The sequence below is a fragment of the Nocardia sp. NPDC023733 genome (genome assembly GCF_040639775.1).
Classification (GTDB): Bacteria; Actinomycetota; Actinomycetes; order Mycobacteriales; family Mycobacteriaceae; genus Nocardia; species Nocardia rosealba.
In genome coordinates this window covers 106,333-128,615 of record NZ_JBFAAN010000011.1, presented here as the reverse complement: position 1 = coordinate 128,615, position 22,283 = coordinate 106,333, and the positions used below count along the sequence as shown (strand labels likewise).

Below are 22,283 nucleotides of genomic sequence, written 5' to 3'. Positions count from 1 at the left end.
TCCCATTCCGAACCCGGAAGCTAAGGCCACCTGCGCCGATGGTACTGCACTCGACAGGGTGTGGGAGAGTAGGACACCGCCGGACAATCATTCACAAAGAGGCCCTCCAGCCATGCTGGAGGGCCTTTTTGCGTTTCTGGACATCAGATTTCGGAAGTACATGGGTAACTCCCCGGGTACGCCCATTACGCGATGGTCTGCGTACCGCATGCCCGATTCGATCCGTCACCCACTTCCCAGGCCGCCGGCCGAGTCGCGGGGAGGCGGTACAGTATGTTCATGGGTTCTACTGATGCTCTGTCTTGGCTGCGCGAGGGCTACCTGGCCGGCGATCCGCTCAGGTCCGCGTTGTTCTCGGCGATCGCCCTCCCGATCCTGATCATGGGCTCGCTCTCCGGCCAGCCGTTCTGACCTAGGTACCGCAGGTCCTTCGGCCGAGACCGGGGGACCTGTTTCGTCCCACGGAGCGGATTCAGAAGCGAATCGGCAACATTTCAAAAACCTCTGTGCCCGGCGCCCCGGTGCGCGACCATTATGCGACGTCGCTCTGGAGGTTGTCGCATGGACCGGCTCGCTCATCAAGTTCTCCGTCGCGGCGCTGCCGCACTCGTGCTTCCCGCCGCCCTCATCGGGGCGGTTCTCACCGCCGCACCGGTAGCCGCCGAACCCGGACCCGACCCGCTCGCGGGCATCACCGACCGGGTCACCGCCGATATGCTCGGCGCCGCGAATTCCCTTGCGGGAGTAGCGGGAATCGACCTGCCCGACACCTACGGCCCCGAGACGGCGATCGTCGTACTCGGCTACGGCCTGCAACCCGACGGCACCATGCGTGCCGAACTGAGCAACCGGCTGCACGCCGCGCTGGTCCAGGCCTATATGTCACCCGCCTCGCCGGTGATCGTCACCGGTGGCAATCCGCGCAACGGTGTCACCGAGGCGCAGGTGATGGCCGACTGGCTGCATGTACGCGGCGTGGCAAAGCACCGGCTGCACGCCGAAACCGAAGCCGGTTCCACCGTGCAGAACGCGAAATTCTCGGCGCAGCTCATGGCGGCACTCGGCGTGCACAAGGCGGTGCTCATCACCTCGGCCGACCATATGCGCCGGGCGCTGGAGAACTTTCTGGCAGCCGGGGTGCCGGTCGTCGCGACGATGACGCCGGATGTGGCGCCGCTGTGGGCGCAGCCGTACGGTGCGGGCAAGTGAACCGAACCGCGCCGATGTCGGTGCCGGAGTTTACGATCATCGAATGCCGCCGGGGCGCGGCGCGGAAAGACAGGGGTTGATCGGCGATGGACAGGCCTGCCTGGGCACCGGACGGTGTCGATATGCAGCAACCGAGCCCGGCTCGGATGTACGACGCACTACTCGGTGGCTCGCACAATTTCGCGGTCGACCGGATGGCTGCCGAAATGGGAACCAAGCTAGTGCCGGATCTGCCGCGCCTGGCGCTGAGCAACCGTGCGTTCCTGCGGCGGGCCGTCCGGTTCATGCTCGACGCGGGCATCCGCCAGTTCCTCGATATCGGTTCCGGCATCCCCACCGCGGGCAATGTGCACGAGATCGTGCACGAACTCGACCCGCAAGCCCGCGTGCTCTACGTCGACATCGACCCGGTGGCTGTCATGCATTCGCGCACGATCCTGCACGGGAACGAGCGGGCGGGCGCGATCGAGGCCGACCTGCGCAAGACCGACGACCTGCTGGCCGCCGTCCGGGAGACCGGACTGATCGACTTCGCGGAGCCGGTCGGGCTGCTGCTGATCGCGGTGCTGCATCTGGTGTCCGACGACGACGATCCGGCGGGGAAGGTGAGCGCGCTGCGGGACGTGGTCGCACCGGGCAGTCTCGTCGCCATCTCCCATCTGACCTCGGAATTGCGGCCGGAGGACGCGGGTAAACTGAGCGCCAACGCGGCGAACGAGAACCGGGTCGGTATCCATTTCCGGCCCAAGGACGCGATCGTCGCCATGTTCGATGGTTGGGATCTGGAGTCGCCGGGCGTGGTGGAACTGCCGGCGTGGCGACCTGAGTCGGAGCGAGATCAGCACGAGAAGCCCGGGCGTTCGCTCGGTCTCGGTGGGGTCGCGCGCAAGGGCTGAGCCCGTCGTCACGGCGGTGCGAGAGACGACGACAGGGGCGGATGAACGGTGGGGTCATGGGAGCTGGCGCAGCGGTGGGCTGACGCGCTCGACGGTATTGTCGCTCCCACCCTCACCCGCTCCCAGATCGAGGACATGCTCGCCGCGCTGTGCACGGGTCTCATCGATGCCGCGCGCGGTGGTGAGGACCCCGATGTCGCCCGGCAGGCGGCGCGCATGCTGGTCGCGGTGAACTACCGCGACCCGGCTGCGGTGAGCCGCACGATTCCGGTGCTGTGCACCGACCTCGTCGAACACGCCGCAGCCGGCTCCGACGATCCGGCGCTAGCCGAAATACGCAGCCGGGCAGTCGCTTTGGCGGCTGACTTCGCAGCCGGTTTCACCGCCGCGCTGCGGGCGGCGGCACTGGCCGAACAGGAACAGACGCTGGCCGCGGTGCTCTCGGCCGCGCAGGAAGCAGAGGACCGGCGCGCCCTGTCGGAGGCCCGTTTCGAGGCCGTATTCGACGGTGCGCTGGTGGGCATCGGCACCGTCGACATGACCGGCAGCGTGGTGAACTGCAACCTGACCCTGGCCCGAATGCTGGGGCAGACCCCCGAGTCCATGGTCGGGCGCACCGTCGCCGACATCCTCGGCCCGGCCAACCTCAACGATGCTTTCGTCGAACTGCAGCGAATGGTCGCGGGGGAGTCGGAGAGCTTCCGGACCGAGACCGAACACGTTCGCGACGACGGGCGGGTCACCTCGATCGACCTGTCGATGTCGGCGGTTCGTGACGCCGAGGGTGCGATCCGGTTCCTGGTCGGTGTCGCGGTCGACGTGACCGAGCGCAAGCAGCTGGCCGACCGGCTGTGGCACGACGCCAATCACGACGCGCTGACCGGCCTGCCGAACCGGTCGCACCTGTTCAGCCGGCTCGCGGGCGCCGAACCGCCGGTCGGCGTCTGCTATCTGGATCTCGACGGCTTCAAGGAGATCAACGACCTGTGGGGCCACACCATCGGTGACCGGGTGCTGCGGGTGGTCGGCGACCGCCTGCGCGACACCCTCGGTCCCCGTTCGGCGCTGCCCGCGCGGATCGGGGGCGACGAGTTCCTCGTGCTCGTCGAAAAGTGTTCGGGTGAACAGGCATTGACCGAGCTGGCCGACGAGCTGATGGCGGCGTTGTCGGCGCCGCTCGAGGTGGACGGGCACATGCTCGCCGTGGGCGTGAGCATCGGCACCGCGTTCTTCGAACAGCCACCGGCCGCCGCCGACGAACTGCTCCAGGCCGCCGACGCCGCGATGTACCGGAACAAGCACCATGCGCGAGCGGCGATCCGGCCACAGGTGCACCGGTCGCCGCCCGCGCTCGATCAGACCAGCTGACGTTGCTTCGCGCGCGCGAGTGAACGATCGCGCTGTTCCTCGAAGCGAACCACGTCGTGGCGCAACCGGTCGAGGAAGGCGGCCAGATCGTCGCGCGCCTTCTCGCCTCGCGGACCGAAATCGGTGCGATCGAAGATGTCCCATTTGCGCAGCACCGGCAGCAGGACTTCCTCGAGGTGCTGGCGCAGATCGTAGATGCCGTGCTTGGCCATCAGCACACCGTTGCGGCGCCACCCGGGCATGCCGGCGCCCGGCATCTGGAAACCGGCCACGATGGTCGCGATCGCCTCCATGGTCTGGTCGGGCGCCAGATCGAGGGCGGCCGCGCACAGGTTGCGGTAGAAGATCATGTGCAGGTTCTCGTCGGCGGCGATGCGGGCGAGCATGCGGTCGGCGATCGGATCGTCGCAGGCACGGCCGGTGTTGCGGTGGCTCACCCGGGTGGCCAGTTCCTGGAAGGTCACATAGGCCACCGAGTACAGGAAGCCGGCGCCGGAAGTGTCGCGCACATCGAAGGCGCCGGCCTTCTCGTCGACCACCGACATGGCCGAGTAGCCGTTGGTCATGTGGATCATCCGCGCGTTCTCGAGCGCGACCGGGTCTACGCCGCGCGTTACGACCAAATAGTCACGCATCACGATGCCGTGCCGGTTCTCCTCGGCGGTCCAGCGACCGACCCAGGTGCCCCAGGCGCCGTCCTGGGAGAAGTTCTCGGCGATCTCCCGGTGATAGGAAGGCAGATTGTCCTCGGTGAGCAGGTTGGTGATCATCGCCGCCTTGGCGACCTCGTTCAGGGCGGATTGCTCGGGCGCCCAATCGATTCCGCCCATCGATGCGAAATTGCGGCCTTGCTCCCACGGCACGTAGTCGTGCGGGTGCCAGTCCTTGGCCATCGATAGATGACGATCGACATTGCGCGCCGCAACATCTTCCAATTCGATCAGCAGTTCCAGCTGGGTGAGGTTCCTGGCCACGCTCGTGCCCTTTCGCTGCAGGGAAAAGCAAGAGTCGGTAATGTTGCCGGTCGTCGCCGAGAATAGACCCGGCACAAGGCACCTGGCGAAACGCGGTGCCATTCTCTACGCTTCACCAGTTCAGCTCCATCAGCGGTTCCCGTTCAGTCGTGGCATAGCTAGAGAGAGTGAGCGAAGAATTATGACGGACATCGTGGTCACGAGCCTTGCGGCGACCACGTCGATCGCGGGCGACGTCGACTCGACCTGGAAAGGTCTGCTCAACGGCGAGAGCGGGATCGACGTCCTGGAGGACTCCTTCATCGACGACTTCGACCTTCCGGTGCGGATCGGTGGTCACCTGAAGGTGTCGCCGGCGGCCTCGCTCACCCGCGAGGAGGCGCGCCGGTTGTCCTACGTCGAGCAGATGGCCGTGGCGCTCGGCCGTGAGGTCTGGCGCAACGCGGGCAGCCCCGAGGTCGACCTGGATCGGCTCGGCGTCTCCATCGGTACCGGGCTCGGCGGCGCCGAATCCCTGCTGTACGCGCGGGACAAGCTGTCCAACGGCGGCTACCGGAAGGTGTCGCCGCAGACCGTCGCGGCCATGATGCCCAACGGCGCCGCCGCGTGTGTCGGCGTCGAATTGGGCGCGCGCGCAGGCGTTTCCACGCCCGTTTCGGCGTGTTCGTCGGGTTCGGAGGCCATCGCCAACGCGTGGCGGATGATCGTGATGGGCGATGCCGACATGGTGGTGACCGGCGGGGTGGAAGGCTGCATCCAGGCGGTGCCGATCGCGGCCTTCACCCAGATGCGTGCCATGAGCACCCGCAATCACGACCCCAAGGGCGCCTCGCGCCCGTTCGACGTCGACCGCGACGGATTCGTCTTCGGTGAGGCCGGGGCGATGATGGTGATCGAGACCGAGGCCCATGCCAAGGCGCGCGGGGCGACGATCCACGCGCGCCTGCTCGGTGCGGGAGTCACCTCCGACGGCTTCCACCTGGTCGCGCCCGACCCCGACGGCACCGGTGCGGCTCGGGCGATGACGCGGGCCATGCAGACCGGCGGCATCAGCCGCACCGACGTCACCCACATCAACGCCCACGCCACCGCCACTCCCATCGGCGACACCGCCGAGGCCAACGCGATCGGCAAGGCCATCGGGTCGCATGCCTCGGTGTACGCGCCGAAGTCGGCACTCGGGCATTCGATCGGCGCGGTGGGTGCGCTGGAATCGGTGATCACCGTGCTCAGCGTGCGCGACAGCATCGTCCCGCCCACGCTGAACCTGGAGAACCAGGACCCCGCCATCGACCTCGACGTGGTCTCGGGTCAGGCGCGGCCGGGCCGCATCGACTACGCGGTGAACAACTCGTTCGGCTTCGGCGGGCACAACGTGGCCCTGGCCTTCGGGCGGTTCTGATGATCGGCGAGACACTCGACGACTACCTCGACGAGCACGGCGCCATCCGCATTCCCGGTAACCAGACGCTCATCGATTTCGTCGACAAGCACAGCGAGGCCAACGGCGACGAGCTGGCCTACCGGTTCATCGATTACTCGCGCGAACGCGACGGCGAATACCAGGAGCTCACCTGGCGTGAGTTCGGGGTGCGGTTGCGGGCGGTGGCGGCGCGCTTGCAGCAGGTCACCGAGCCGGGCGACCGTGTCGCGGTCCTGGCGCCGCAGGGGCTCGACTACGTGGTGGCGCTGTTCGCGGCGGTGTACGCGGGCAATGTCGCGGTGCCGCTGTTCGATCCGGAGGAGCAGGGGCACAGCGATCGGTTGCACGCGGTGCTCGGTGACTGCGAGCCGGCCGCGGTGCTCACCGTCACGGGTTCGGCGGCGGGGGTACGCAACTTCTTCCGCGAACAGCCGAACACGCGCAGGCCGAGAATCATCGCGGTGGAGGCGATTCCCGACGCGGTGGGATCGCGCTGGCGCAGGCCCGACATCTCGATCGACAGCGTGGCCTACCTGCAGTACACCTCCGGCTCCACCCGGGTGCCCGCCGGTGTGGAGATCACCCACCGCTCGGTCGGCACCAACCTGCTCCAGATGATCGACGCCATCGGCATCACCGAGAACGCGCGTGGTGTCACCTGGTTGCCGCTGTTCCACGACATGGGGCTGCTCACCGTGATCCTGCCGACCATCGGCGGCAAGTTCATCACCATCATGTCGCCGAGCGCGTTCGTCCGCAGACCCTCGCGCTGGATCAAGGAACTCGCAGCCCAGGCCGACGGAGCCGAGATCTACTCGGCCGCACCGAACTTCGCGTTCGAGCACGCGGCGGTGCGCGGGTTGCCCAAAGGCGACGAGACGCTCGACCTGTCGAACGTGATCGGGCTCATCAACGGCAGCGAACCGGTGTCGGTGGCCTCGATGCGCAAGTTCAACGAGGCGTTCGCGCCGTTCGGGCTGTCCAAGACCGCGATCAAACCCTGCTACGGGATGGCCGAGGCGACGCTGTTCGTGTCGGCCACCCGCCGCGAGGACGAGGCGCGGGTGGTCTATGTGGACCGGGGCAAGCTCAATGCCGGACGCATGGTCGAGGTCGACGAGCACGCCGCGCAGGCGGTGGCGCAGGTGTCGTGCGGGTATGTCGCCAGGTCGCAGTGGGCCGTGATCGTCGATCCGGAGACGGGCATCGAGCGGTGCGACGGTGAGGTCGGCGAGATCTGGTTGCACGGCGACAATATGGGCATCGGCTACTGGGGGCGGCCGGAGGAGACCGCGCAGACCTTCCACAACCAGGTGACCCGCAATCCGATCGGCAGCCGCGCCGAGGGCGCGCCGGAGGACGCGACCTGGATGCGCACCGGCGACTTCGGTGCCTACTACGACGGGGAACTGTTCATCACCGGCCGGGTGAAGGACCTCGTCATCGTCGACGGACGCAATCACTACCCGCAGGACCTCGAGTATTCGGCACAGGAAGCGAGCAACGCCCTGCGGCCGGGCTTCATCGCGGCGTTCTCGGTTCCGGCGGGGGAATTGCCCGCGCCGGTGCGGGTGGCCGATGCCGACGACATCGCCGAACAGTTGGTCCTGGTGGCCGAAAGAGGTTCGGGGGCGGCGAAACTCGATCCGCAGCCGATCATCGAAACGGTGCGTGCGGCGATCTCGCGCAGGCACGGTGTGACGGTGCGTGATGTGCTGCTGGTGCCTGCCGGTTCGATTCCGCGGACCTCGAGCGGCAAGATCGCCCGGCGTGCGTGCCGGGCGGCCTACCTCGACGGGACGCTGCGTGGGGGCTACCGGCAGCAGGACTATCCGGACGCTCCGGTCGACTGAGGCCACCGAAAACGGCTCGGCCGCTGGGAAACCGGTGGCCGGGCCGTTTGTCGTCGGCTGCGGAGCGGTTCAGTTCACACAGGGGATCGTGTCGCCGATGTTGGTGGTGAGTGGTTTGCCTGCGTCCGGCAGGGGCTGTCCGGCGACGCTGCTGGTCGTGGTGACGGGGCGGGTGGTGGTGGTCGGGCTCAGTTCGGCGGGGGGAGTGAAGTCGGCGCCGAGGACGACGCGCACGTGGCCGTCCTCCACCCAGGGGGACGCGGAAACCGGTAGGCCACCGAGGATTTCGGCGACAGCGCGCGCGTCGTGGATGGCGCCGGGGCCGTAGGTGACCGCCGAATAGGGCTCGTCGTTGCCGTCACCGCCGCCGACCTCACCCTGGCCGTAGCCGCGCGCGGTCAGCATCTTCGACACCTGGGCGGCCTGCCCGGTCGTCGAGCCGACATTGTGCACGTCCACCACGGCATCGGGATTCGCCACCGCCACAGTGGTTGTCGGGGCCTGTTGGCCGAAAGCCGCGCGCACCTCGCGTTTGATGGCGGCCGGGTCGACGATATTGACGTCCTGACCGTCGATCACGTCGTAGCGCAACACCGGCAGGGTGCGGAACTCGACCGGGATGCTGCCCGCCGCACCGAGGTCGCGGACGAACTCGAACAGGTCCCAGCCCTGCGACAGCACGACGTCGCGGTGGGCCGCATCCATCAGCGCCGACAACTTGCTCAGATCGGTGAGGGTGCCGGAGTCCTTGAGCGACTTGGCAACCGAGGTGAGGAAGGCCTGCTGGCGGTGGGTGCGGTCGAGGTCGCCGTTGGGCAGACCGTGGCGCTGGCGCACGAACGCGAGGGCCTGGGACGCGTCGAGATGCTGACGGCCCGCGGGGAACACCGCGCCGGAGAACTCGCTGTCGTCGACGGCGTTGGTCAGGCACACATCGACGCCGCCCACCGCGTCGGCCAGGTCGTAGAACCCGGCGAGCGAGATCTCGGCGAACCGGTCGATCGGCACTCCGACCAGGTTGCGCACCGTGGTGACGATGGATTCGCGGCCCGCCTCCCGGCTGCGGCGCTCGAGTTCTACGGGGTCGTCGACGCCCTGTTCCATCAGTTTCGCCTGCACCACAGCCTTTTTCAGGCCGTATGCCTCTTTGATCTTGATGCGCGAGTAGCCGGGGATGCCGGTGACCGCCACATAGTTGTCGCGGGGGATGGAGAAGGCGACGATCTTGCTCATATCCGCCGGAATGTGCAGCAGGATCAGTGAATTGGCGTTGTAGCCACCTTCGCTGCCGTCACCGGCGTGCAGCTGGTCGAGGATCGCTTTCGGCAGGTCCTTGCCGTCGAGGTCTTTGCGGGTGTCCAGGCCGATCAGCAGGATGTTGACCGCGCCGTCGAGCGAGCGTGGCGCGTCGTCGCCGAGGGCGTCGGAGTGCAGGAAACCGGCATCGAAACCGTTCTTCGCCGACCAGGCGAGGCCCGTACCCGCCAGCACCGCGAGCGCGGCGGCGGCGACGACCATCCTGGTGACGATCGAGCCGATGCGGCGGAGCCGGGCACGGCCGGTCGACCGGGGGACGGGTGGGGCGCCGATACGCCTGGGTGGCTGCCGGCGCGGCCAGGGCGCCGGTGGTTCATCGATCCGGTTCACCTCAGGGCACTACCCGCCAGCCACTGGTCCCAGGGCACGCTCCAGTCACCGTTCTGCCACACTTCGAGCGGTGCGCCGCCGGTATTGCGGATCTCCACCACATCACCGGGCTGGGAGAACTCGTAGAACCAGCGCGCGTTCTCCCCGCTGAGGTTGAGGCAGCCGTGCGAGACGTTGGTGTTGCCCTGCGCCCAAATGGTGTCGTCGAGTTGATGCAGGTAGATACCGTCGGTGCTGATCCTGGTCGCCCAGCCGATGGTCTCCTTGTAGCCGAGGCGCGAGTTCACGGGCAGGCCGTAGGTGGAGGAGTCCATGACGACCGGATTGGCCTTGTCCATCACCGTGTAGACACCGGGCTGGGTCCAGAAGGAGATGGTTTTGCCCGCCACTTGTTCGCTGCCGCCGCGACCCATCGAGGTCGGCATGGTGCGCACCAGCGTGCCGTTCTCGTAGACCTGGACCTGTTTGGTCGTGTCGTCGACGATCGACACGTGGGACGGGCCGATGGTGAAGCTGGTCTTGGTGTCCTCCTGGCCGTAGAGCCCGCCGCCGAGGTCCTTGCCGTAGATATCGGCGGCGAGCGTCACGCGGGTACCCGGCTCGTAGTAGTTCTGCGGGCGCCAGTGGGCGTTGCGGTCGTCGAGCCAGTACCAGGAGCCGGTGACGGGCGGGTCGGTGGTGACCGACAGGTGCCGTTCGGCGGTGGCCCGATCCGGCACGTTCTCGTCGAAGTGGGCCACGACAACCGTGCCGACGCCGAAGGTTCCCTGTGGTGACAGGGCCGTGCCGCCCGTGGTGCGGAAATACACCTTGGTCTGGTTGTTGGGGGCGAGCGTGGTGAACGTCGAGGTGGTCGGCTCGGTGCCGCGGTCGGTCGCGGCGGTGATCGTGTAGGTGCGGCCGTAGCCGAGGGGTTCGGTCGGCTTCCAGGCGGTGCGATCGGGGGTGAAGACGCCCTCGACCTCGTTGCCCTGCTCATTGGTCATCGTCACCGAGGTGAGCGTGCCTTCGCTGGTGCTGATCCGGACCGGGGCCAGCGGGTCGATCTCGGTGGCGCCCGACTCGGGCGACACCGAGACGACAGCCTCGGGTGGGGCCTGGGTCGAGGACCCGGAGTCGGTGGTCGAGCCGCCGCAGGCCGCGACCAGCAGCAGCACGAGCACGGCGGCCAGCGCGGCCGAACAACGTTGTCGGATCATCTGCCCCTCCCTCGGTCCGGTTCCGCTCAGCTCTGCAGGCCGACCTCGATGTCGAGGGTCAGGTTGATCTTGTCGCCGATCACCGCGCCACCGTCGGCCATCGGCATGTCGATGGTGAGGCCGAAATCGCGGCGGTTCACGGTGGCGGTCGCGGTGAAACCGGCGACCGGCGCATCGGCCATGCCGGGGCCGGTGCCGAGGAACTCCACCTCGAGCGTGACCGGATGGGTGGTACCACGGACGGTGAAATCGCCGGTGACGCTGAATTCGGTGCCCAGGGCCTTGAACCCGGTGGCCTTGAAGGTGGCCGTCGGATAGTTGGCGGCGTCGAAGAAGTCGGCGGTGGCCAGGTGGGCGTCACGCTGGGGATTGTCGGTGGTGAGTGAGGCGACCTGGATCTCGGCTTCGGCGTCGGCGGTACCGTCGTCGTGGACGACGAGGGTGCCGGAGAAGTCGGTGAACCGGCCGCGCACCTTGCTCACCATGAGATGACGAACCGAGAATTCGAGGCTGGAATGGGCGGGGTCGATGACCCAGGTTCCCGCGACCAGTCCCTTGGCAGGTGCCGACATGATCTCTCCTCACTTGACGATCCGGCCGTGGGACGGCCGACGGGGTGTGAAGCGATAACGGAACCCAGCCTAGCCCGGCGGGGAGTATCGGTCAGCTATCGCTGCTCGTCCGTTCGCCGAGGAACCGCAGCAGCGCGGGGTCGGTGGAGGTGAACCGGTCGACTTCCTGGCCGCCGGTGCATTCGAACAAGCCGATGGTGACGCTGTCGGCGCGACGGGTGAGCACCCGCCAGATCGCGCCCGAATCCGCCCAGCGGCGCAGGGTTTCGACCGGGTCGGTGCTCATACTCGTTCACGATAGTTGGCCGCGACCAGCGCGAGGCAGGCCGCGGCGATCACCGCGGTCACCAGATACATGGCGGGATAACCGAAGCCGAAGCTGCCGTGCAGTGCCGACAGGATCGCGGGCACACCGAATCCGAGGTAGCTCACCGAATAGAACACCGCGTTCAGCCCGGCAAGGTCGCCGGGGCCCGCGATCCGCTCGATCTGCTGCAAGCCGGCGACCAGGCCGATGCCGTAACCGCTGCCGAGGACGACGGCGGTGAGCAGTGTCGCGCCGATGGTGAGGGTCGACGCGGTCCACGCCGCGAGCAGCATGCCGGCGGTGAGCAGCACGAGCGCGAGCACCGCGGCGCGGGCGGTGCCGGGCCGGTCGATGCGGCGCGCGACCGACTGAATGGTGAAACCGCAACCGAGCGTGACCATGGTGACCAGCGCGGAGAACGCGATCGGGGCCTCGCCGACCTGCCCGAGCATGAGCGTGGGCAGCACGGCGTAGGCGGTGGCGTTGGCGGTGAACAACCACAGGGCCACGGGCACCGCCACCCGGAGGAAGCGGCGGTGACCTGCGGCGGGGATCTTCAGATCGTGGAGCAGCCGGGTCGGATGTGTCTGTCGCCGCACGGTTTCCGGTGCTCGCACCAGCCAGGCCGTGGCCAGGACACACAGCGCCACATTGACCAGATACGCGGTGGAATCGGGCAGCGGACCCCACTGTGCGAGCACGCCCGCCACACCCGCGCCGAGGGCGAAACCCGCGGTCAGGCTCATCGCCGAGCGCCGGGCGCCGACGCCTGGCCCGGACAATTCCTTGAGCCAGCTGCCGCCGACGGCCATCGCCAGCCCGAGTGCGACACCGCACAGCATCCGCCCGGCCGCGAGCATCGGCACCGACGACGCCCCCGCCGCCAGCAACAGCGAACCGGCCGCGGCGATGAGCGGGGCGGGCAGCATGAGCGGGCGCCTGCCGAATCGGTCCGACAGCGGACCGCCGATGAGCAGGGCGGGCACGATGCCGAGCACGTAGTAGAAAAGCAGCAGATCGACGGCCGTGGCGGCCAGTCCGTGCCCCTTGTACATCACCAGCAACGGGGTGAACTCGTTGCCACCCCAGGCGATCGCCACCACGGCGGCCGAGACCGCCTGCCAGGCGCGGGTCGCCGGGACGGCACGGGGCCGCTCGCTGGTGAGAATCGCCATCACAGGCCCTTTCCGTCGTGCGCGCACCGGGGAAACGCGCACGGGCGAAATGGTGGCAACCGGTCTCATTTTAGGGACGGGCGCTCGCTGTAATACGGTCGGGTAGTGCGTGAGCTGCGGGTGGGGTGTGCGATGTGGACTCATCCGCAGTGGCCCGCGTCGGCCGAGAAGCTGCGTTCCTACGCCGCGCACTGCGGCGCCGTGGAGGGCAATACGACCTTCTACGCGACCCCCTCGGCCTCGACGGTGCAATCCTGGGCGCGTCAGACCGCGCCGAACTTCCGGTTCGTCCTCAAACCGCCGAGGGCGATCACCCACGAACGAAGGCTCGTCGACGCGCGCGCCGACCTCGCGGCCTTCCTGGACGTGATGGCGCCACTCGGTTCCCGGGTGCACGCGCTGTGGCTGCAGCTGCCCGCGTCGTTCGGTCCGGGTGATCTCGGCGCGCTCGCCCGGTTCCAGCGGGAGCTGCCCTCCGGTCTGCGCTGCGCCGTCGAGGTGCGGCACCCGGCCTTCTTCACCGACGACCGCGCCGCCGTGCAGCTGGAACGGGTGCTCGGTCGGATCGGTGCCGAATGGGTCCCCTTCGACACGACGGTGCTGTTCGACGGGCCGTCGGCGGACCCGGCCGAGGTGGAGGCGCGGGCGAAGAAGCCTCGGGTGCCCAGGCGTACCCGAGCGCTCACCGAGTACCCGATCGTGCGCTATCACGGCCGATCCGACGAGGAGCGCACGGTGGCTGGGTGGGAGCCCTGGGTGGAGACGGTGGCGCAGTGGTTGCGGGAAGGCCGGTCGCCGACGGTCTTCGTGCACACACCCGACAACGCAGCCGCCCGCGACCTGGCCCGCCGGTTCCACGCCGAGGTCGCCGCGGTGATTCCCGAGCTGCCACCGCAACCCGCGGGCGGTACCGAGGAACCGATGACACTGTTCTGACCAGCCTGTCCGCGTCGATTCCGCGCACACTTGTCGGAGGGTCGTGGCATGCTGTGCGCCATCACTGGGGAGTGTGTGGGCGGGACTCGAGGGGACAGCCCATGTCTGGGTCGATGGATGGAACGTCGTTGTTGCCCGCGCCGCATTGTGAGCCGCGCTTGGAGCCCGGCGGGCGATCGGAAGCGGTTGTGCCGCATCGGGTTACCCGGGCGCGCACGCGGCGGTCCGGGCACGGGACGCCCGCCGGGATCAGGCGCGCGGTGCGCGGTGCGTGTGTGGCGCAGACGCCGGTCGCCGAAGCGCACACGGACACAATGCGATTCGCCGAGCAGGTGCTGCGGTGGGTGCTCGAAGTTCTCGATCGGCGTCGGTCGGTGGCGCATCTGCGACCCTTCGCCGATCCGCTGGTGGTGTCGGCGGTCGCCACCATGCTCGCCCAGGATCTGGTTCCCGGAAAGGGATTGGGCGCCGCCAATCTCACGCGTGTGCGTCAGACCTCGGCGGAACCTGGAGCAGCCGAAGTGTTCGCCCTGTATCAGCGGGGCGACCGCACTCTCGCCATCGCCGGACGGATCGAATCAGACAAGGACACCTGGCGGTTGGTCGCGCTGCGAATGTATTGAAGAAGGCTATTCGGTGCCCGGCCGATGCTGGTCGGCCTGGTCGCGGCCGCTGTCGGGGGCGTCGTCGGAGCCATCGGGCAGGCGGCGCGTGCCGTTGGCCACCTCGGCGACGAGATCGTCGTAGCCGCAGGCCAATTCGTGCAGCCGCTGCTGGGCGGCGCGCAAATCGGCCTCGGCGCCGCAGGCCAGCGCCCGGTAGGTGAGCGCGGCGAAATGGGCCATGCGATCGACAACGGCGCCGATGCTCTCGGTGTGCATCGGCGCCGTGGTCGGTGGTTTCGGCGAGCGGAGCAGCACCCAGCGGTCGATCTCGCAGACCAACCTGGCGCGCTCCCAATCGATATCGCTGGTGTCGCCGGGCACCAGCTGTTCGCGGCGTTCGTGCAGGGCCGCCAATTCGTGCGCGGCCGCGAGCACGGGGTCGGCGGTCCCGGCGACCCCGCACACGGCACGCATCATGTCGGCGCGGGCAGGCAGTCCCGGTTCCCTGTCCACGTTTCGCCGCACCATCCTTGTCCTGTTCGTACCGCTTTCCGAAGAACATTCGTCCCGGTTGCGGATACGGATAGGTCGGACGGTTCCGCCCGCGGTCCTACAGGCTGCGCGCGATGATCTCCTTCATGATCTCGTTGGTGCCCGCGTAGATCAGCTGCACGCGGTTGTCCACCCACATGCGCGCGATCGGGTACTCGTTCATGTAGCCGTAGCCACCGAACAGCTGCAGGCAGGTATCGGCGATCTGCATCGCCTTGTCGGTGCACCACCACTTGGCCATCGCGACGGTGGGGATGTCGAGCTCGCCGCGCAGGTGCTTCTCGATGCAGTCGTCGATGAACACGCGCGCGATGCGGGCCTCGGTGGCCACCTCGGCCAGCTTGAACTTGGTGTTCTGGAAACCGAACACCGGGCGGCCGAACGCCTCGCGCTCCTTGGTGTAGCGCAGCGTGTGCTCGAGCGCCACCTCCATGCCCGCGACCGCGCCGTGGGCCACGATCAGGCGCTCCTGGGGCAGCTGCTGCATCAGCTGGACGAAGCCCTGGCCCTCCTGGGAGCCGAGCAGGTTGCTCACCGGGACGCGCACGTCCTCGAAGAACAGCTCGGAGGTGTCCTGGCCCTTCTGACCGATCTTGTCGAGCACGCGGCCGCGACGGAAGCCCTCGCGGTCGGCCTCGACCAGCACCAGCGAGACGCCGGAGGCGCCCTGGGTGGGGTCGGTCTTGGCGACCAGGATGATGAGGTCGGCCTGGGCGCCGTTGGTGATGAAGGTCTTGGAGCCGTTGATGACGTACTCGTCGCCGTCGCGGATCGCCTTGGCCTTCACGGCCTGCAGGTCGGAGCCGGTGCCGGGCTCGGTCATGGCGATGGCGCCGACGACCTCACCGGAGGCCATCTTGGGCAGCCACTGCTTCTTCTGCTCCTCGGTGCCGTAGGCGAGCAGGTAGTGGGCGACGATGCCGTTGTGCAGGCTCACGCCCCAGGAGGTGTCGACGGCGCGCGCCTGCTCCTCCATCAGCACCGCCTCGTGGGCGAAGGTGCCGCCACCGCCGCCGTACTCCTCCGGGATCGACAGACAAAGCAGACCTACTTCGCCCGCCTTGTTCCACAGGTCGCGATCCACATGGTGCTGCTCGCGGTACTTGTCGATATTCGGGACGAGTTCCTTGGCCATGAAGGCGCGGGCGAGGTCGCGCAGGGCGTCCAGATCCTCGTTCATCCAGCTGGACCGATTGGCGGCCATCGAGTCTCCTTATTACGGCTCGGCACAGCACCGGCCTCAGGCGTGACCGGTGGTTACGGATACAGTGTGTACCAATATTGGCGGAGTGACAATAGCGGCTTCGATCGGGGTGGCGAACGGTGTTCGACAACATTTGAGCCGCAGTGAAGTGAAAAGTGGGCTGTTTCGGCCGCAGGTGTGAAATGCGCGTGTCGCTCGCGGCGCGCCGCATTTGGGCAGTGGTGTGGGAGCATCGGTTTCGCGCCGGAGGGTGAATGCATTAAGAATGGCGTGTGCCGTTCACACGTGTGCTCACCTGTCTGCCATCGCGATCCCGGGGCGGTGGTCTGGCATGACCAGCGAATCGCCCCTCGAGGACGACGTCAGCCAGCTCGCCCAGCGCGTCGAACGGGCGCGCGGACGACTCGCCTACCAGTTCGACCCGGCGCTCACCGACGCCCTGTCCGAGGACGAACTGCGCGCCGAACGTGAACTCGCCGAACGCATCCGCGAACAGGATCGCGAGCAGCGCTGGAAACACACCCAGGCGATGGCGCAGGCCTCGGACCGTGCAAGGCAGACCACCGAAGCTATCGAGAAGGCCGACATGCGAGATCTGCTGCTCGCCAGGAAGGCGATGGCCGCCCAGCGGCGCGAATCGAGCCCGCACGCCAAACTCGCCTCGCTGTATCGGCACCGGTCCTGGTCACTGAAAGCCCTTGCGGGCGTGGTCGCCGCCGGCATGCTGTGGTCGGCGGTGAACGTGCAGCAGAACATCGCGCCCGGCGGGCCGACCGACCCGCTGTTCTGGTTCAGTTACCTGCTCGAGGCCATGATCAGCGTGTGTCTGATCATCATCATGGTCGGCACCAACAAGGTGGCCGAGTGGGGAGTCATCGACAACCGGCGCCAGGTCGCGCTGGCCGAAATGGCGCTGCTCTCGCTCACCGTCACGCTCAACACCTATCCCTATGTGCGTGACGGCCGCTGGTACGACGCCGCCGTGCACGCCGTCGCGCCCGTGATGATCGGCGTCGCGCTGCTGATCCACGACGCGGTGAGTGCCAGGTACGGCCTGGCGATCACCCGGGCGACCAGCCAGGTCAGGGACCTGCCCGACCCCGCCGAGAGCATCCTCAACCGCCAGGCCGTCGACGGCGTGCGCCTCACCTACACCCCGCCGATGACCGGAAGCACCCGCATCGAGTCGGCACCGCCCGCGCCGTCGGTGACCGCCCCGATCACCCGCGAACCCGCCTGGACCCCGTCCGAGCCGGTCTCCAACGGCAGGCCGGCCGAGAAGCGCAAGCGTTTCGGCATCGGCAAGCCGTCCTCGGGTGACAAGGCCACAGCGAAGAAGACGGTCGTCGCCGCGGCCGAGCCGGTGAAGGAAGCGCCCAAGCCGGTCGAGCAGGTGAAGACCACCGACTCGGTCCCCGCCGCCCGCAAGAGCACGATCTCCGACATCGAGGCCCGAGTCGAAAAGGCCTTCGCCGAAGCCAACTTCGGCTACGAGGCCATCGAGCCGACCAGCATCTACGACACCGGCCAGTTCCGTATCGCCGAGAGCCTGGAGCAGGAACTCAACGAGATGCGCGAGGCTCGGCGGCAGGCCCGCAAGGAGCGCGCGGGGTCGTAGACGGGGCCTCGTCACCTCGCACTCGCGGCCCGACGTGCCGAGCGCCGCTCGGTCACGGAGCCACACCGAACGCTGAAACGGAAGCTACCGTCGTAGCCTCCACGACCGGCGATGCCGACGGCACCGAACCGTTTCACCATCGCGGGCGATTCGTCGGCGGCGTGGGTGCTGTTTCGGACGGCAGGGGTGTGAATGAACATGCGTGTGGTGGTCGCTGCGGCGGTCGGCTTGATCGGCGGGTATGTCAGTGGATGTGCGATCGCGTGTGCCGACCGTGCGTTCGCTGTTGTCGCGTCCGGATCGGGATGGTTGTTTCCGCCGGAGCCGGTGTACGAGGCGACCGGGGCTGCCGTCGTCGCGGTGCTGACCATCGCTCTGATCAGTCGGTTCGCGCCCCGTCGGATCGTTGTCGCGGTCGCCGGGTCGGTCGGGATCGTGTTGCTTGTGGCAGGCGCCGGTACGGCTGTGGAACAGCGCGTGGTGGTCGCGGTCGGTGCCGGGCTGGTTATCGGGGCAGCCGTGCTTCCGGTGGGCGCGCGGGTGTGGTTCGTGGCCGGCTCGCTGATCGCGGTGCTGTACGGCGAGCGACTCGAGGTCGATACCGGGATGCCGGAGCGGTACGCGGACTACCTGGAGGCACCGTCGACTTCCGGGCCTGCGGTGAGTTGGGCTGTACTCGTCGCACTGGTGGCAGCGCTGGTCGTCTACGGGTTTCGCGGGCCGGCGGTGGATGCAGAGGCCACCGGCCGGGGAGTGCTGACGGGCATCGCTGTCCCGCTCAGCCTGGCGGTGTCGGTCGCGGTGACCGCCCAGGCCGGTGGAGATCCTGCTGTCGCGGTAGCGACGGTCGCCGTGATCGCCCTTGTCGCGCTGAGCTTTCGGTTGCCGCGGCAGGACGGAACGGCCGTGCTGACGGTGCTGGCGGTGGCGGCGATGCTCGCCGTGGACTCGTCGGCGGTCTCCGGGCCGGATCGGCTCGGTGCGTCGGCGCAGATCGGGCTGGTGGTGGTCGGTGTGCTGATCGGCGTAGCTCGTCGGCGGCCGCTGACAGGAATTCTCGGGTGCGGGGTGGTCACCGTCAGTGGGCTGCTCCCGGCCGTCGTCGACTCCACGACCCTCACAGACCTCACCTTCCGCTTCGTGCTGCCCGCCGTGGCCGGATTCGCGATCGGCACGTGTTTTCCCGCCGCACCGACTACCGCCGTCACAGCATTCGCCGTGCTGTTCGTCGCGACGTTGCTCGGAGACACCCGGTTCACCGGAGGCAGCGAGTCCGGGTGGACCGCGTACGTTCCCGACACGTACTCCCCGGCGCTGGACAGCAAGACGCCCGTCGTGATCGCGACGGCCGTCATCGTCGGCTGTGCGCTGCTGGTGTGGCGGCGTCACGCTCCCGATGAGCAGGGCACGCCGCACCGCTGACCGGGTCTTTCAGTGGCTACCGTCTGCGCGAGCAGCGCCGCCGCCCTCGACTGTATGGGCGCCGGGGGTGCTTCGTCGCTGACGTTTCGGGCAATGGGCGGTCGATTGCGTGGCCGACGGCCCGACCCGGTGTGGACGCCGTTCAGCCGAAGAGGCTGCCGCCGGTGCCTGCTTGCTGGCCGCCGCCGGTGCCGCCGAGGAGGCCGCCGGGTGGGAGTTCGGAGGGCTGGACGATGACGAAGCCGCGGCCGGAGAAGGACAGGGTGCTCGCTTCGCCGGTGCTGCGGCCGATGAGGCGGCCCAGGCCGAAGGAGTCGTTGCGTTTGATGCCGGTCTGCAGGCTGGAGGACCAGGCAACGGCGGCGTTGGGGTCGGCATAGGTGGCCTGGTCGACGGTGAGGACGACCGGGGTGCCGTGGGTGGTGATGGCGATGCGGCCGCGGCCGGTGAAGACGCAGTTGAAAAGACCCGCGTTGGAGGCGATTCCGGCCGCGCCCTGTACCCGGCCGATGTCGTAACGCAGGGTGGAGTCGAAGGCGAGCACGTTGGCGCCGTTGATGGTGAGACCGTCGGAGCCGTCGAGGTCGATGATGTGCACGTCGGCGGCGCTGTTGGCCAGGAACAGGTCGCCGCGCCCGCTCACCTTCATCAACGGCACACCCTCGCCGGTGAGGTGCTGCCGGATCGCGCGGCCGATGCCACCGGAGCCGAGCGCTTCGAATTTCAGGTCACCCTGGTAGGCCACCATCGAGCCGGACCGCGCCATCACCTCCCCGTTCAACCCGACCTTGACCATCTTGCCGCCCTGCTTCTGGATACCGAGGCCGTTGACCTCGGCATGCGAGGGGTCGAACAGGTCGCTGTGCACGGGTGGGACTCCTTGCTGAGAGGCGTACGAAGATTGCGCACCAGGGTGAGCGGGTGGTGGGGAACCCGGTTGACCAGGCGGGGGGAACTGCCCGGGCGGCGGGTAGGCCGCCGGTCCGGGGGTTGGTGCATGTCCGGGCGCAGGGGCGTAGGCGCCTTGTCCGGGGGCCGGGGCCTGCCCAGGTGGTGGGTACGCGCCAGGTGGTCCGGGAGGTGCGAACTGCCTGGGAACGCCGTGACCAGGAAGGGGGTGGCCCCCGCCCGCCGGGGGCTGCCCGGGAGGCATCGGGGCGCCGGGATGCTGTGGCGGGTGCGTGGGAAGCGTCGTATTCCCTTGGTGCGCAGCGGGTTCCGGTTCGTCGTCGAGGTTCACCCCGTAGGCCGACGCGATGCCCGCGAGTCCGTCGTCGTATCCCTGGCCGATGGCGCGCACCTTCCACGCCCCGCCGCGTCGGTAGATCTCCACGCACACCACACCGCTCTCGGTGGTGAGCCCGGAGACGGGGAACGTCAGGGCGGTCGGCCCGGACTGGATGGTGGCGGTGAGATCGCCGACGGCGGCGAAGGTGGCGGGCCCGCGTCCGTCGAGACTTGCGGTCACCACCACCTTGTCCACATCGGCGGGCAGCGCGGAGGTCTTCACCTGCACGATGTCGGGCCCACCGTTACCGTGCCGGTACACCACACCCGGCCCGGTCGGCTGGTTGAAGAAGACGAAGTCGGCGTCGGAGCGCACCTTGCCCGCGGTGTCGAGCAACAGGGCCGACACGTCGACCGGGGCCGAACAGGCCACGGTGACGGTCAGCTCATCGCCCGGCGCGGGCCGGTTCTCTCCCGGTGCGAGCACGGTCACGACACGGCACCCGGACGCGGGCGGTTTCGCTGCTGTTCCACGAGTTCGATAGTGCCGTGTGAGCCGTCACCGCGCCAGTTCCCGATCCGGCCGGTCGAGGGGTATCTCGAGGTGCACGGTCTGGAATCCGTCGTGCGGACCGCGCGCGTCGTGCACGATGTGGCCGAAGGTGAGCCAGAACTCCAGGGCGCCCGGTGTCCGCGCGTCGGTGTGCAGGTACAGCCGGTCGAATTCCGGTGTGTCCTGGACAGTTTCGACGGCGGCGGTGACGAGCCGGGTGGCCAGCCCACGCCGGTGGTGCTCGGGCCGGACGTAGACCCGAAACAGCTGGGCGGTGGTGCCGTCGGGATAGCGGCGTGCCAGCTCGGCCGGATGGGGTGGGTGCGCAGGCCCCTGCGCGCGGATCGCGGTGGTACCGACGACGACTCCCTCGTGCTCGGCCACCCACAGGCGATTGCGCGGGTGACGCAGGTACGTGGCGTCGAGGTCGATCACGTCGTGGTGGTGTTCGGGCAGGTAGCCGATGCCGAACACCTGGTAGAAGGTGTCGAGCATGACGCTGCGTGCGCCGGTCAGGTCGGCGGGACCGGCCGGGCGGACGAGATAGTCGGTGGTGGTCGAGGTCATCGCAGGCCCGCCAGTTCGCGGTCGAGCACTTCCAGACCCTCGACGGCGACCGGTCCCGGACCGGTGTAGCCGAAGGGTGCGACGATGATCCGGTTCTCGCGGATGGCGCGCAAGCCGGCCAGCTCGGGGCGCTGGCGAAGGGTGGTTCGCACCGATTCGGGGGTCTGGTCGCCCTGGGTGAGCAGGATGATCACCTCGGGATCCTGGGCGATGAGCGTTTCGGTGTTGGCTTCGAAATTGCGTTTGGCGATGTCGCCGTAGATGTTGGACAGGCCGAGGATGCGCATCTGTTCGTGGACGGTGCTCTGGGAACCGTAGGCCTTGAGCTGGGCCCCGTCGCGCGAAAGGATCAGTGCCGCGGCGCGTCGAGGAGCAGTTGTGCCGCTGTGCTTTTCGGTGACCGCTCGCACCCGCTGCCGCAGCGTGGCGACTTCGGCGTCGGCGGCACCCGCGGTGCCGAAGAGCTTGCCGTAGAGCGAGATGTCGGCGAAGACGTCCTCGAAGGTGCCCGCCGCGTCGCGGCAGTAGCCACGGGTGACGATCAGCGGGATGTTCACCTGGGCCAGGTCGTCGGGGGTCACCGACAGTCCCTCGACGCTCACCACCAGGTCGGGGGAGCGGGCGATGATCTCCTCACGAGCGAGTTCCGCTGTCGGGGCGGTGATTTCGATGTCTTTGAGGGCATCGCCGTACTGGCCCGGGAAGGCGGCGGCTTCGAAGGTGCGGGTGACGATCCGGTCGGCGGCACCGGCGGCGGCGATCGTGGGCGCGGCGATGGAGCCGACGGTGACGACCCGCTGCGGTGGCGCGGTGAACGTGACATCACGCCCACAACTCGAAACAGTGAGGGGGAAGCCGTCTTCCGTCGTGGTGGTGGCCGGTGCGGGCGCACCGCAGCCGGTGACCACGGCGGTGAGCAGCGCGAGGGCGGGGATCGCACGGTGACGTGTGGAGGAGACACCTGTGAACACGGTGA

Annotated in this window: 21 protein-coding genes and 1 rRNA gene; 11 read left to right on the top strand and 11 right to left on the bottom strand. The window is 68.3% G+C overall.

Features of this window, described 5'->3' with window-relative positions; translation table 11 throughout:
• The 5 genes from rrf to AB0F86_RS28710 form a co-directional block, all read left to right on the top strand.
• A 5S ribosomal RNA gene (gene rrf, locus AB0F86_RS28730) occupies nt 1–85 on the top strand; the annotation flags it as partial.
• A 194-nt stretch (nt 86–279) separates the two neighbouring features.
• Nucleotides 280–411, top strand: coding sequence for a hypothetical protein (locus AB0F86_RS28725; RefSeq protein WP_356987137.1), 132 nt, complete (start codon nt 280–282; stop codon nt 409–411).
• 150 nt (nt 412–561) lie between these two features.
• The gene (locus AB0F86_RS28720) at nt 562–1,209 is read left to right on the top strand and encodes a YdcF family protein (RefSeq protein ID WP_356987135.1); all 648 of its coding nucleotides are present in this window, start codon (nt 562–564) and stop codon (nt 1,207–1,209) included.
• 86 nt (nt 1,210–1,295) lie between these two features.
• Nucleotides 1,296–2,105 carry an SAM-dependent methyltransferase gene (locus AB0F86_RS28715; protein ID WP_356987134.1) on the top strand — a complete coding sequence of 270 codons (810 nt, stop codon included), beginning with the start codon at nt 1,296–1,298 and terminating at the stop codon, nt 2,103–2,105.
• A gap of 48 nt (nt 2,106–2,153) precedes the next feature.
• On the top strand, nt 2,154–3,473 hold the full coding sequence (locus tag AB0F86_RS28710) for a sensor domain-containing diguanylate cyclase (protein WP_356987132.1): 1,320 nt from the start codon (nt 2,154–2,156) through the stop codon (nt 3,471–3,473).
• Here AB0F86_RS28710 and AB0F86_RS28705 read toward each other — a convergent pair.
• Nucleotides 3,461–4,447: an acyl-ACP desaturase gene (locus tag AB0F86_RS28705; protein ID WP_181700074.1), complete on the bottom strand. Its 987-nt coding sequence runs from the start codon at nt 4,445–4,447 to the stop codon at nt 3,461–3,463. The genes AB0F86_RS28710 and AB0F86_RS28705 overlap by 13 nt on opposite strands.
• Before the next feature lie 181 nt (nt 4,448–4,628).
• On the opposite strand from AB0F86_RS28705, the gene AB0F86_RS28700 reads away from it, so the two are divergent.
• Nucleotides 4,629–5,849, top strand: coding sequence for a KasA/KasB family beta-ketoacyl-ACP synthase (locus AB0F86_RS28700; protein WP_181700076.1), 1,221 nt, complete (start codon nt 4,629–4,631; stop codon nt 5,847–5,849).
• The gene (gene fadD32, locus AB0F86_RS28695) at nt 5,849–7,723 is read left to right on the top strand and encodes a long-chain-fatty-acid--AMP ligase FadD32 (protein ID WP_356987130.1); all 1,875 of its coding nucleotides are present in this window, start codon (nt 5,849–5,851) and stop codon (nt 7,721–7,723) included. The genes AB0F86_RS28700 and fadD32 overlap by 1 nt, the downstream gene beginning before the upstream one ends.
• A 69-nt stretch (nt 7,724–7,792) precedes the next feature.
• On the opposite strand, the gene AB0F86_RS28690 is transcribed toward fadD32, so the two are convergent.
• The 5 genes from AB0F86_RS28690 to AB0F86_RS28670 all read right to left on the bottom strand — a co-directional run bounded on the left by AB0F86_RS28690 (nt 7,793) and on the right by AB0F86_RS28670 (nt 12,623).
• On the bottom strand, nt 7,793–9,370 hold the full coding sequence (locus tag AB0F86_RS28690; RefSeq protein WP_356987128.1) for an LCP family protein: 1,578 nt from the start codon (nt 9,368–9,370) through the stop codon (nt 7,793–7,795).
• Nucleotides 9,367–10,569 carry an Ig-like domain-containing protein gene (locus AB0F86_RS28685; RefSeq protein WP_356987126.1) on the bottom strand — a complete coding sequence of 401 codons (1,203 nt, stop codon included), beginning with the start codon at nt 10,567–10,569 and terminating at the stop codon, nt 9,367–9,369. Before AB0F86_RS28685 ends, AB0F86_RS28690 begins: the two co-directional genes overlap by 4 nt.
• A 26-nt stretch (nt 10,570–10,595) precedes the next feature.
• Nucleotides 10,596–11,141 (bottom strand): YceI family protein, encoded by a 546-nt coding sequence (locus AB0F86_RS28680; protein ID WP_181700082.1) that lies wholly within the window; start codon nt 11,139–11,141, stop codon nt 10,596–10,598.
• Between the two features lie 91 nt (nt 11,142–11,232).
• Nucleotides 11,233–11,427, bottom strand: a complete 195-nt coding sequence (locus tag AB0F86_RS28675; protein WP_181700085.1) for a hypothetical protein — start codon at nt 11,425–11,427, stop codon at nt 11,233–11,235.
• Nucleotides 11,424–12,623, bottom strand: coding sequence for an MFS transporter (locus tag AB0F86_RS28670; RefSeq protein ID WP_356987124.1), 1,200 nt, complete (start codon nt 12,621–12,623; stop codon nt 11,424–11,426). Before AB0F86_RS28670 ends, AB0F86_RS28675 begins: the two co-directional genes overlap by 4 nt.
• Nucleotides 12,624–12,728: 105 nt before the next feature.
• On the opposite strand from AB0F86_RS28670, the gene AB0F86_RS28665 reads away from it, so the two are divergent.
• Together AB0F86_RS28665 and AB0F86_RS28660 are read left to right on the top strand one after the other, a co-directional pair.
• Nucleotides 12,729–13,559: a DUF72 domain-containing protein gene (locus tag AB0F86_RS28665; protein ID WP_356987122.1), complete on the top strand. Its 831-nt coding sequence runs from the start codon at nt 12,729–12,731 to the stop codon at nt 13,557–13,559.
• A gap of 314 nt (nt 13,560–13,873) precedes the next feature.
• The gene (locus tag AB0F86_RS28660; protein ID WP_356987120.1) at nt 13,874–14,182 is read left to right on the top strand and encodes an Rv3235 family protein; all 309 of its coding nucleotides are present in this window, start codon (nt 13,874–13,876) and stop codon (nt 14,180–14,182) included.
• 6 nt (nt 14,183–14,188) lie between these two features.
• Here AB0F86_RS28660 and AB0F86_RS28655 read toward each other — a convergent pair whose 3' ends face one another.
• Both AB0F86_RS28655 and AB0F86_RS28650 read right to left on the bottom strand, forming a co-directional pair.
• Nucleotides 14,189–14,677, bottom strand: coding sequence for a DUF4254 domain-containing protein (locus AB0F86_RS28655; RefSeq protein ID WP_356987118.1), 489 nt, complete (start codon nt 14,675–14,677; stop codon nt 14,189–14,191).
• Nucleotides 14,678–14,774: 97 nt separating this feature from the next.
• On the bottom strand, nt 14,775–15,920 hold the full coding sequence (locus tag AB0F86_RS28650) for an acyl-CoA dehydrogenase family protein (RefSeq protein WP_181700091.1): 1,146 nt from the start codon (nt 15,918–15,920) through the stop codon (nt 14,775–14,777).
• Between the two features lie 331 nt (nt 15,921–16,251).
• On the opposite strand from AB0F86_RS28650, the gene AB0F86_RS28645 reads away from it, so the two are divergent.
• Together AB0F86_RS28645 and AB0F86_RS28640 are read left to right on the top strand one after the other, a co-directional pair.
• The gene (locus AB0F86_RS28645) at nt 16,252–17,538 is read left to right on the top strand and encodes a hypothetical protein (protein ID WP_181700093.1); all 1,287 of its coding nucleotides are present in this window, start codon (nt 16,252–16,254) and stop codon (nt 17,536–17,538) included.
• Between the two features lie 192 nt (nt 17,539–17,730).
• Complete coding sequence (locus AB0F86_RS28640; protein WP_356987116.1) at nt 17,731–18,960, top strand: hypothetical protein; 1,230 nt, start codon at nt 17,731–17,733, stop codon at nt 18,958–18,960.
• Between the two features lie 142 nt (nt 18,961–19,102).
• Here the strand turns inward: AB0F86_RS28640 and AB0F86_RS28635 are convergent, their stop codons facing one another.
• From AB0F86_RS28635 to AB0F86_RS28625, 3 genes are all read right to left on the bottom strand, one after another.
• On the bottom strand, nt 19,103–20,680 hold the full coding sequence (locus AB0F86_RS28635; protein ID WP_356987114.1) for an AIM24 family protein: 1,578 nt from the start codon (nt 20,678–20,680) through the stop codon (nt 19,103–19,105).
• 66 nt (nt 20,681–20,746) lie between these two features.
• On the bottom strand, nt 20,747–21,307 hold the full coding sequence (locus tag AB0F86_RS28630; RefSeq protein ID WP_356987112.1) for a GNAT family N-acetyltransferase: 561 nt from the start codon (nt 21,305–21,307) through the stop codon (nt 20,747–20,749).
• Entirely contained in the window at nt 21,304–22,278 is a 975-nt protein-coding gene (locus AB0F86_RS28625) for an ABC transporter substrate-binding protein (protein WP_356987111.1), read from the bottom strand. Before AB0F86_RS28625 ends, AB0F86_RS28630 begins: the two co-directional genes overlap by 4 nt.
• Between the last annotated feature and the right edge of the window lie 5 nt (nt 22,279–22,283).

Coding starts and splice junctions, on each gene's coding strand:
- AB0F86_RS28660 (WP_356987120.1), top strand. CDS start 13,874: ATGCGATTCGCCGAGCAGGTGCTGCGGTGGGTGCTCGAAGTTCTCGAT.
- AB0F86_RS28700 (WP_181700076.1), top strand. CDS start 4,629: ATGACGGACATCGTGGTCACGAGCCTTGCGGCGACCACGTCGATCGCG.
- AB0F86_RS28630 (WP_356987112.1), bottom strand. CDS start 21,307: ATGACCTCGACCACCACCGACTATCTCGTCCGCCCGGCCGGTCCCGCC.
- AB0F86_RS28670 (WP_356987124.1), bottom strand. CDS start 12,623: ATGGCGATTCTCACCAGCGAGCGGCCCCGTGCCGTCCCGGCGACCCGC.
- fadD32 (WP_356987130.1), top strand. CDS start 5,849: ATGATCGGCGAGACACTCGACGACTACCTCGACGAGCACGGCGCCATC.
- AB0F86_RS28720 (WP_356987135.1), top strand. CDS start 562: ATGGACCGGCTCGCTCATCAAGTTCTCCGTCGCGGCGCTGCCGCACTC.
- AB0F86_RS28650 (WP_181700091.1), bottom strand. CDS start 15,920: ATGGCCGCCAATCGGTCCAGCTGGATGAACGAGGATCTGGACGCCCTG.
- AB0F86_RS28725 (WP_356987137.1), top strand. CDS start 280: ATGGGTTCTACTGATGCTCTGTCTTGGCTGCGCGAGGGCTACCTGGCC.
- AB0F86_RS28675 (WP_181700085.1), bottom strand. CDS start 11,427: ATGAGCACCGACCCGGTCGAAACCCTGCGCCGCTGGGCGGATTCGGGC.
- AB0F86_RS28640 (WP_356987116.1), top strand. CDS start 17,731: ATGAACATGCGTGTGGTGGTCGCTGCGGCGGTCGGCTTGATCGGCGGG.
- AB0F86_RS28715 (WP_356987134.1), top strand. CDS start 1,296: ATGGACAGGCCTGCCTGGGCACCGGACGGTGTCGATATGCAGCAACCG.
- AB0F86_RS28645 (WP_181700093.1), top strand. CDS start 16,252: ATGACCAGCGAATCGCCCCTCGAGGACGACGTCAGCCAGCTCGCCCAG.
- AB0F86_RS28680 (WP_181700082.1), bottom strand. CDS start 11,141: ATGTCGGCACCTGCCAAGGGACTGGTCGCGGGAACCTGGGTCATCGAC.
- AB0F86_RS28685 (WP_356987126.1), bottom strand. CDS start 10,569: ATGATCCGACAACGTTGTTCGGCCGCGCTGGCCGCCGTGCTCGTGCTG.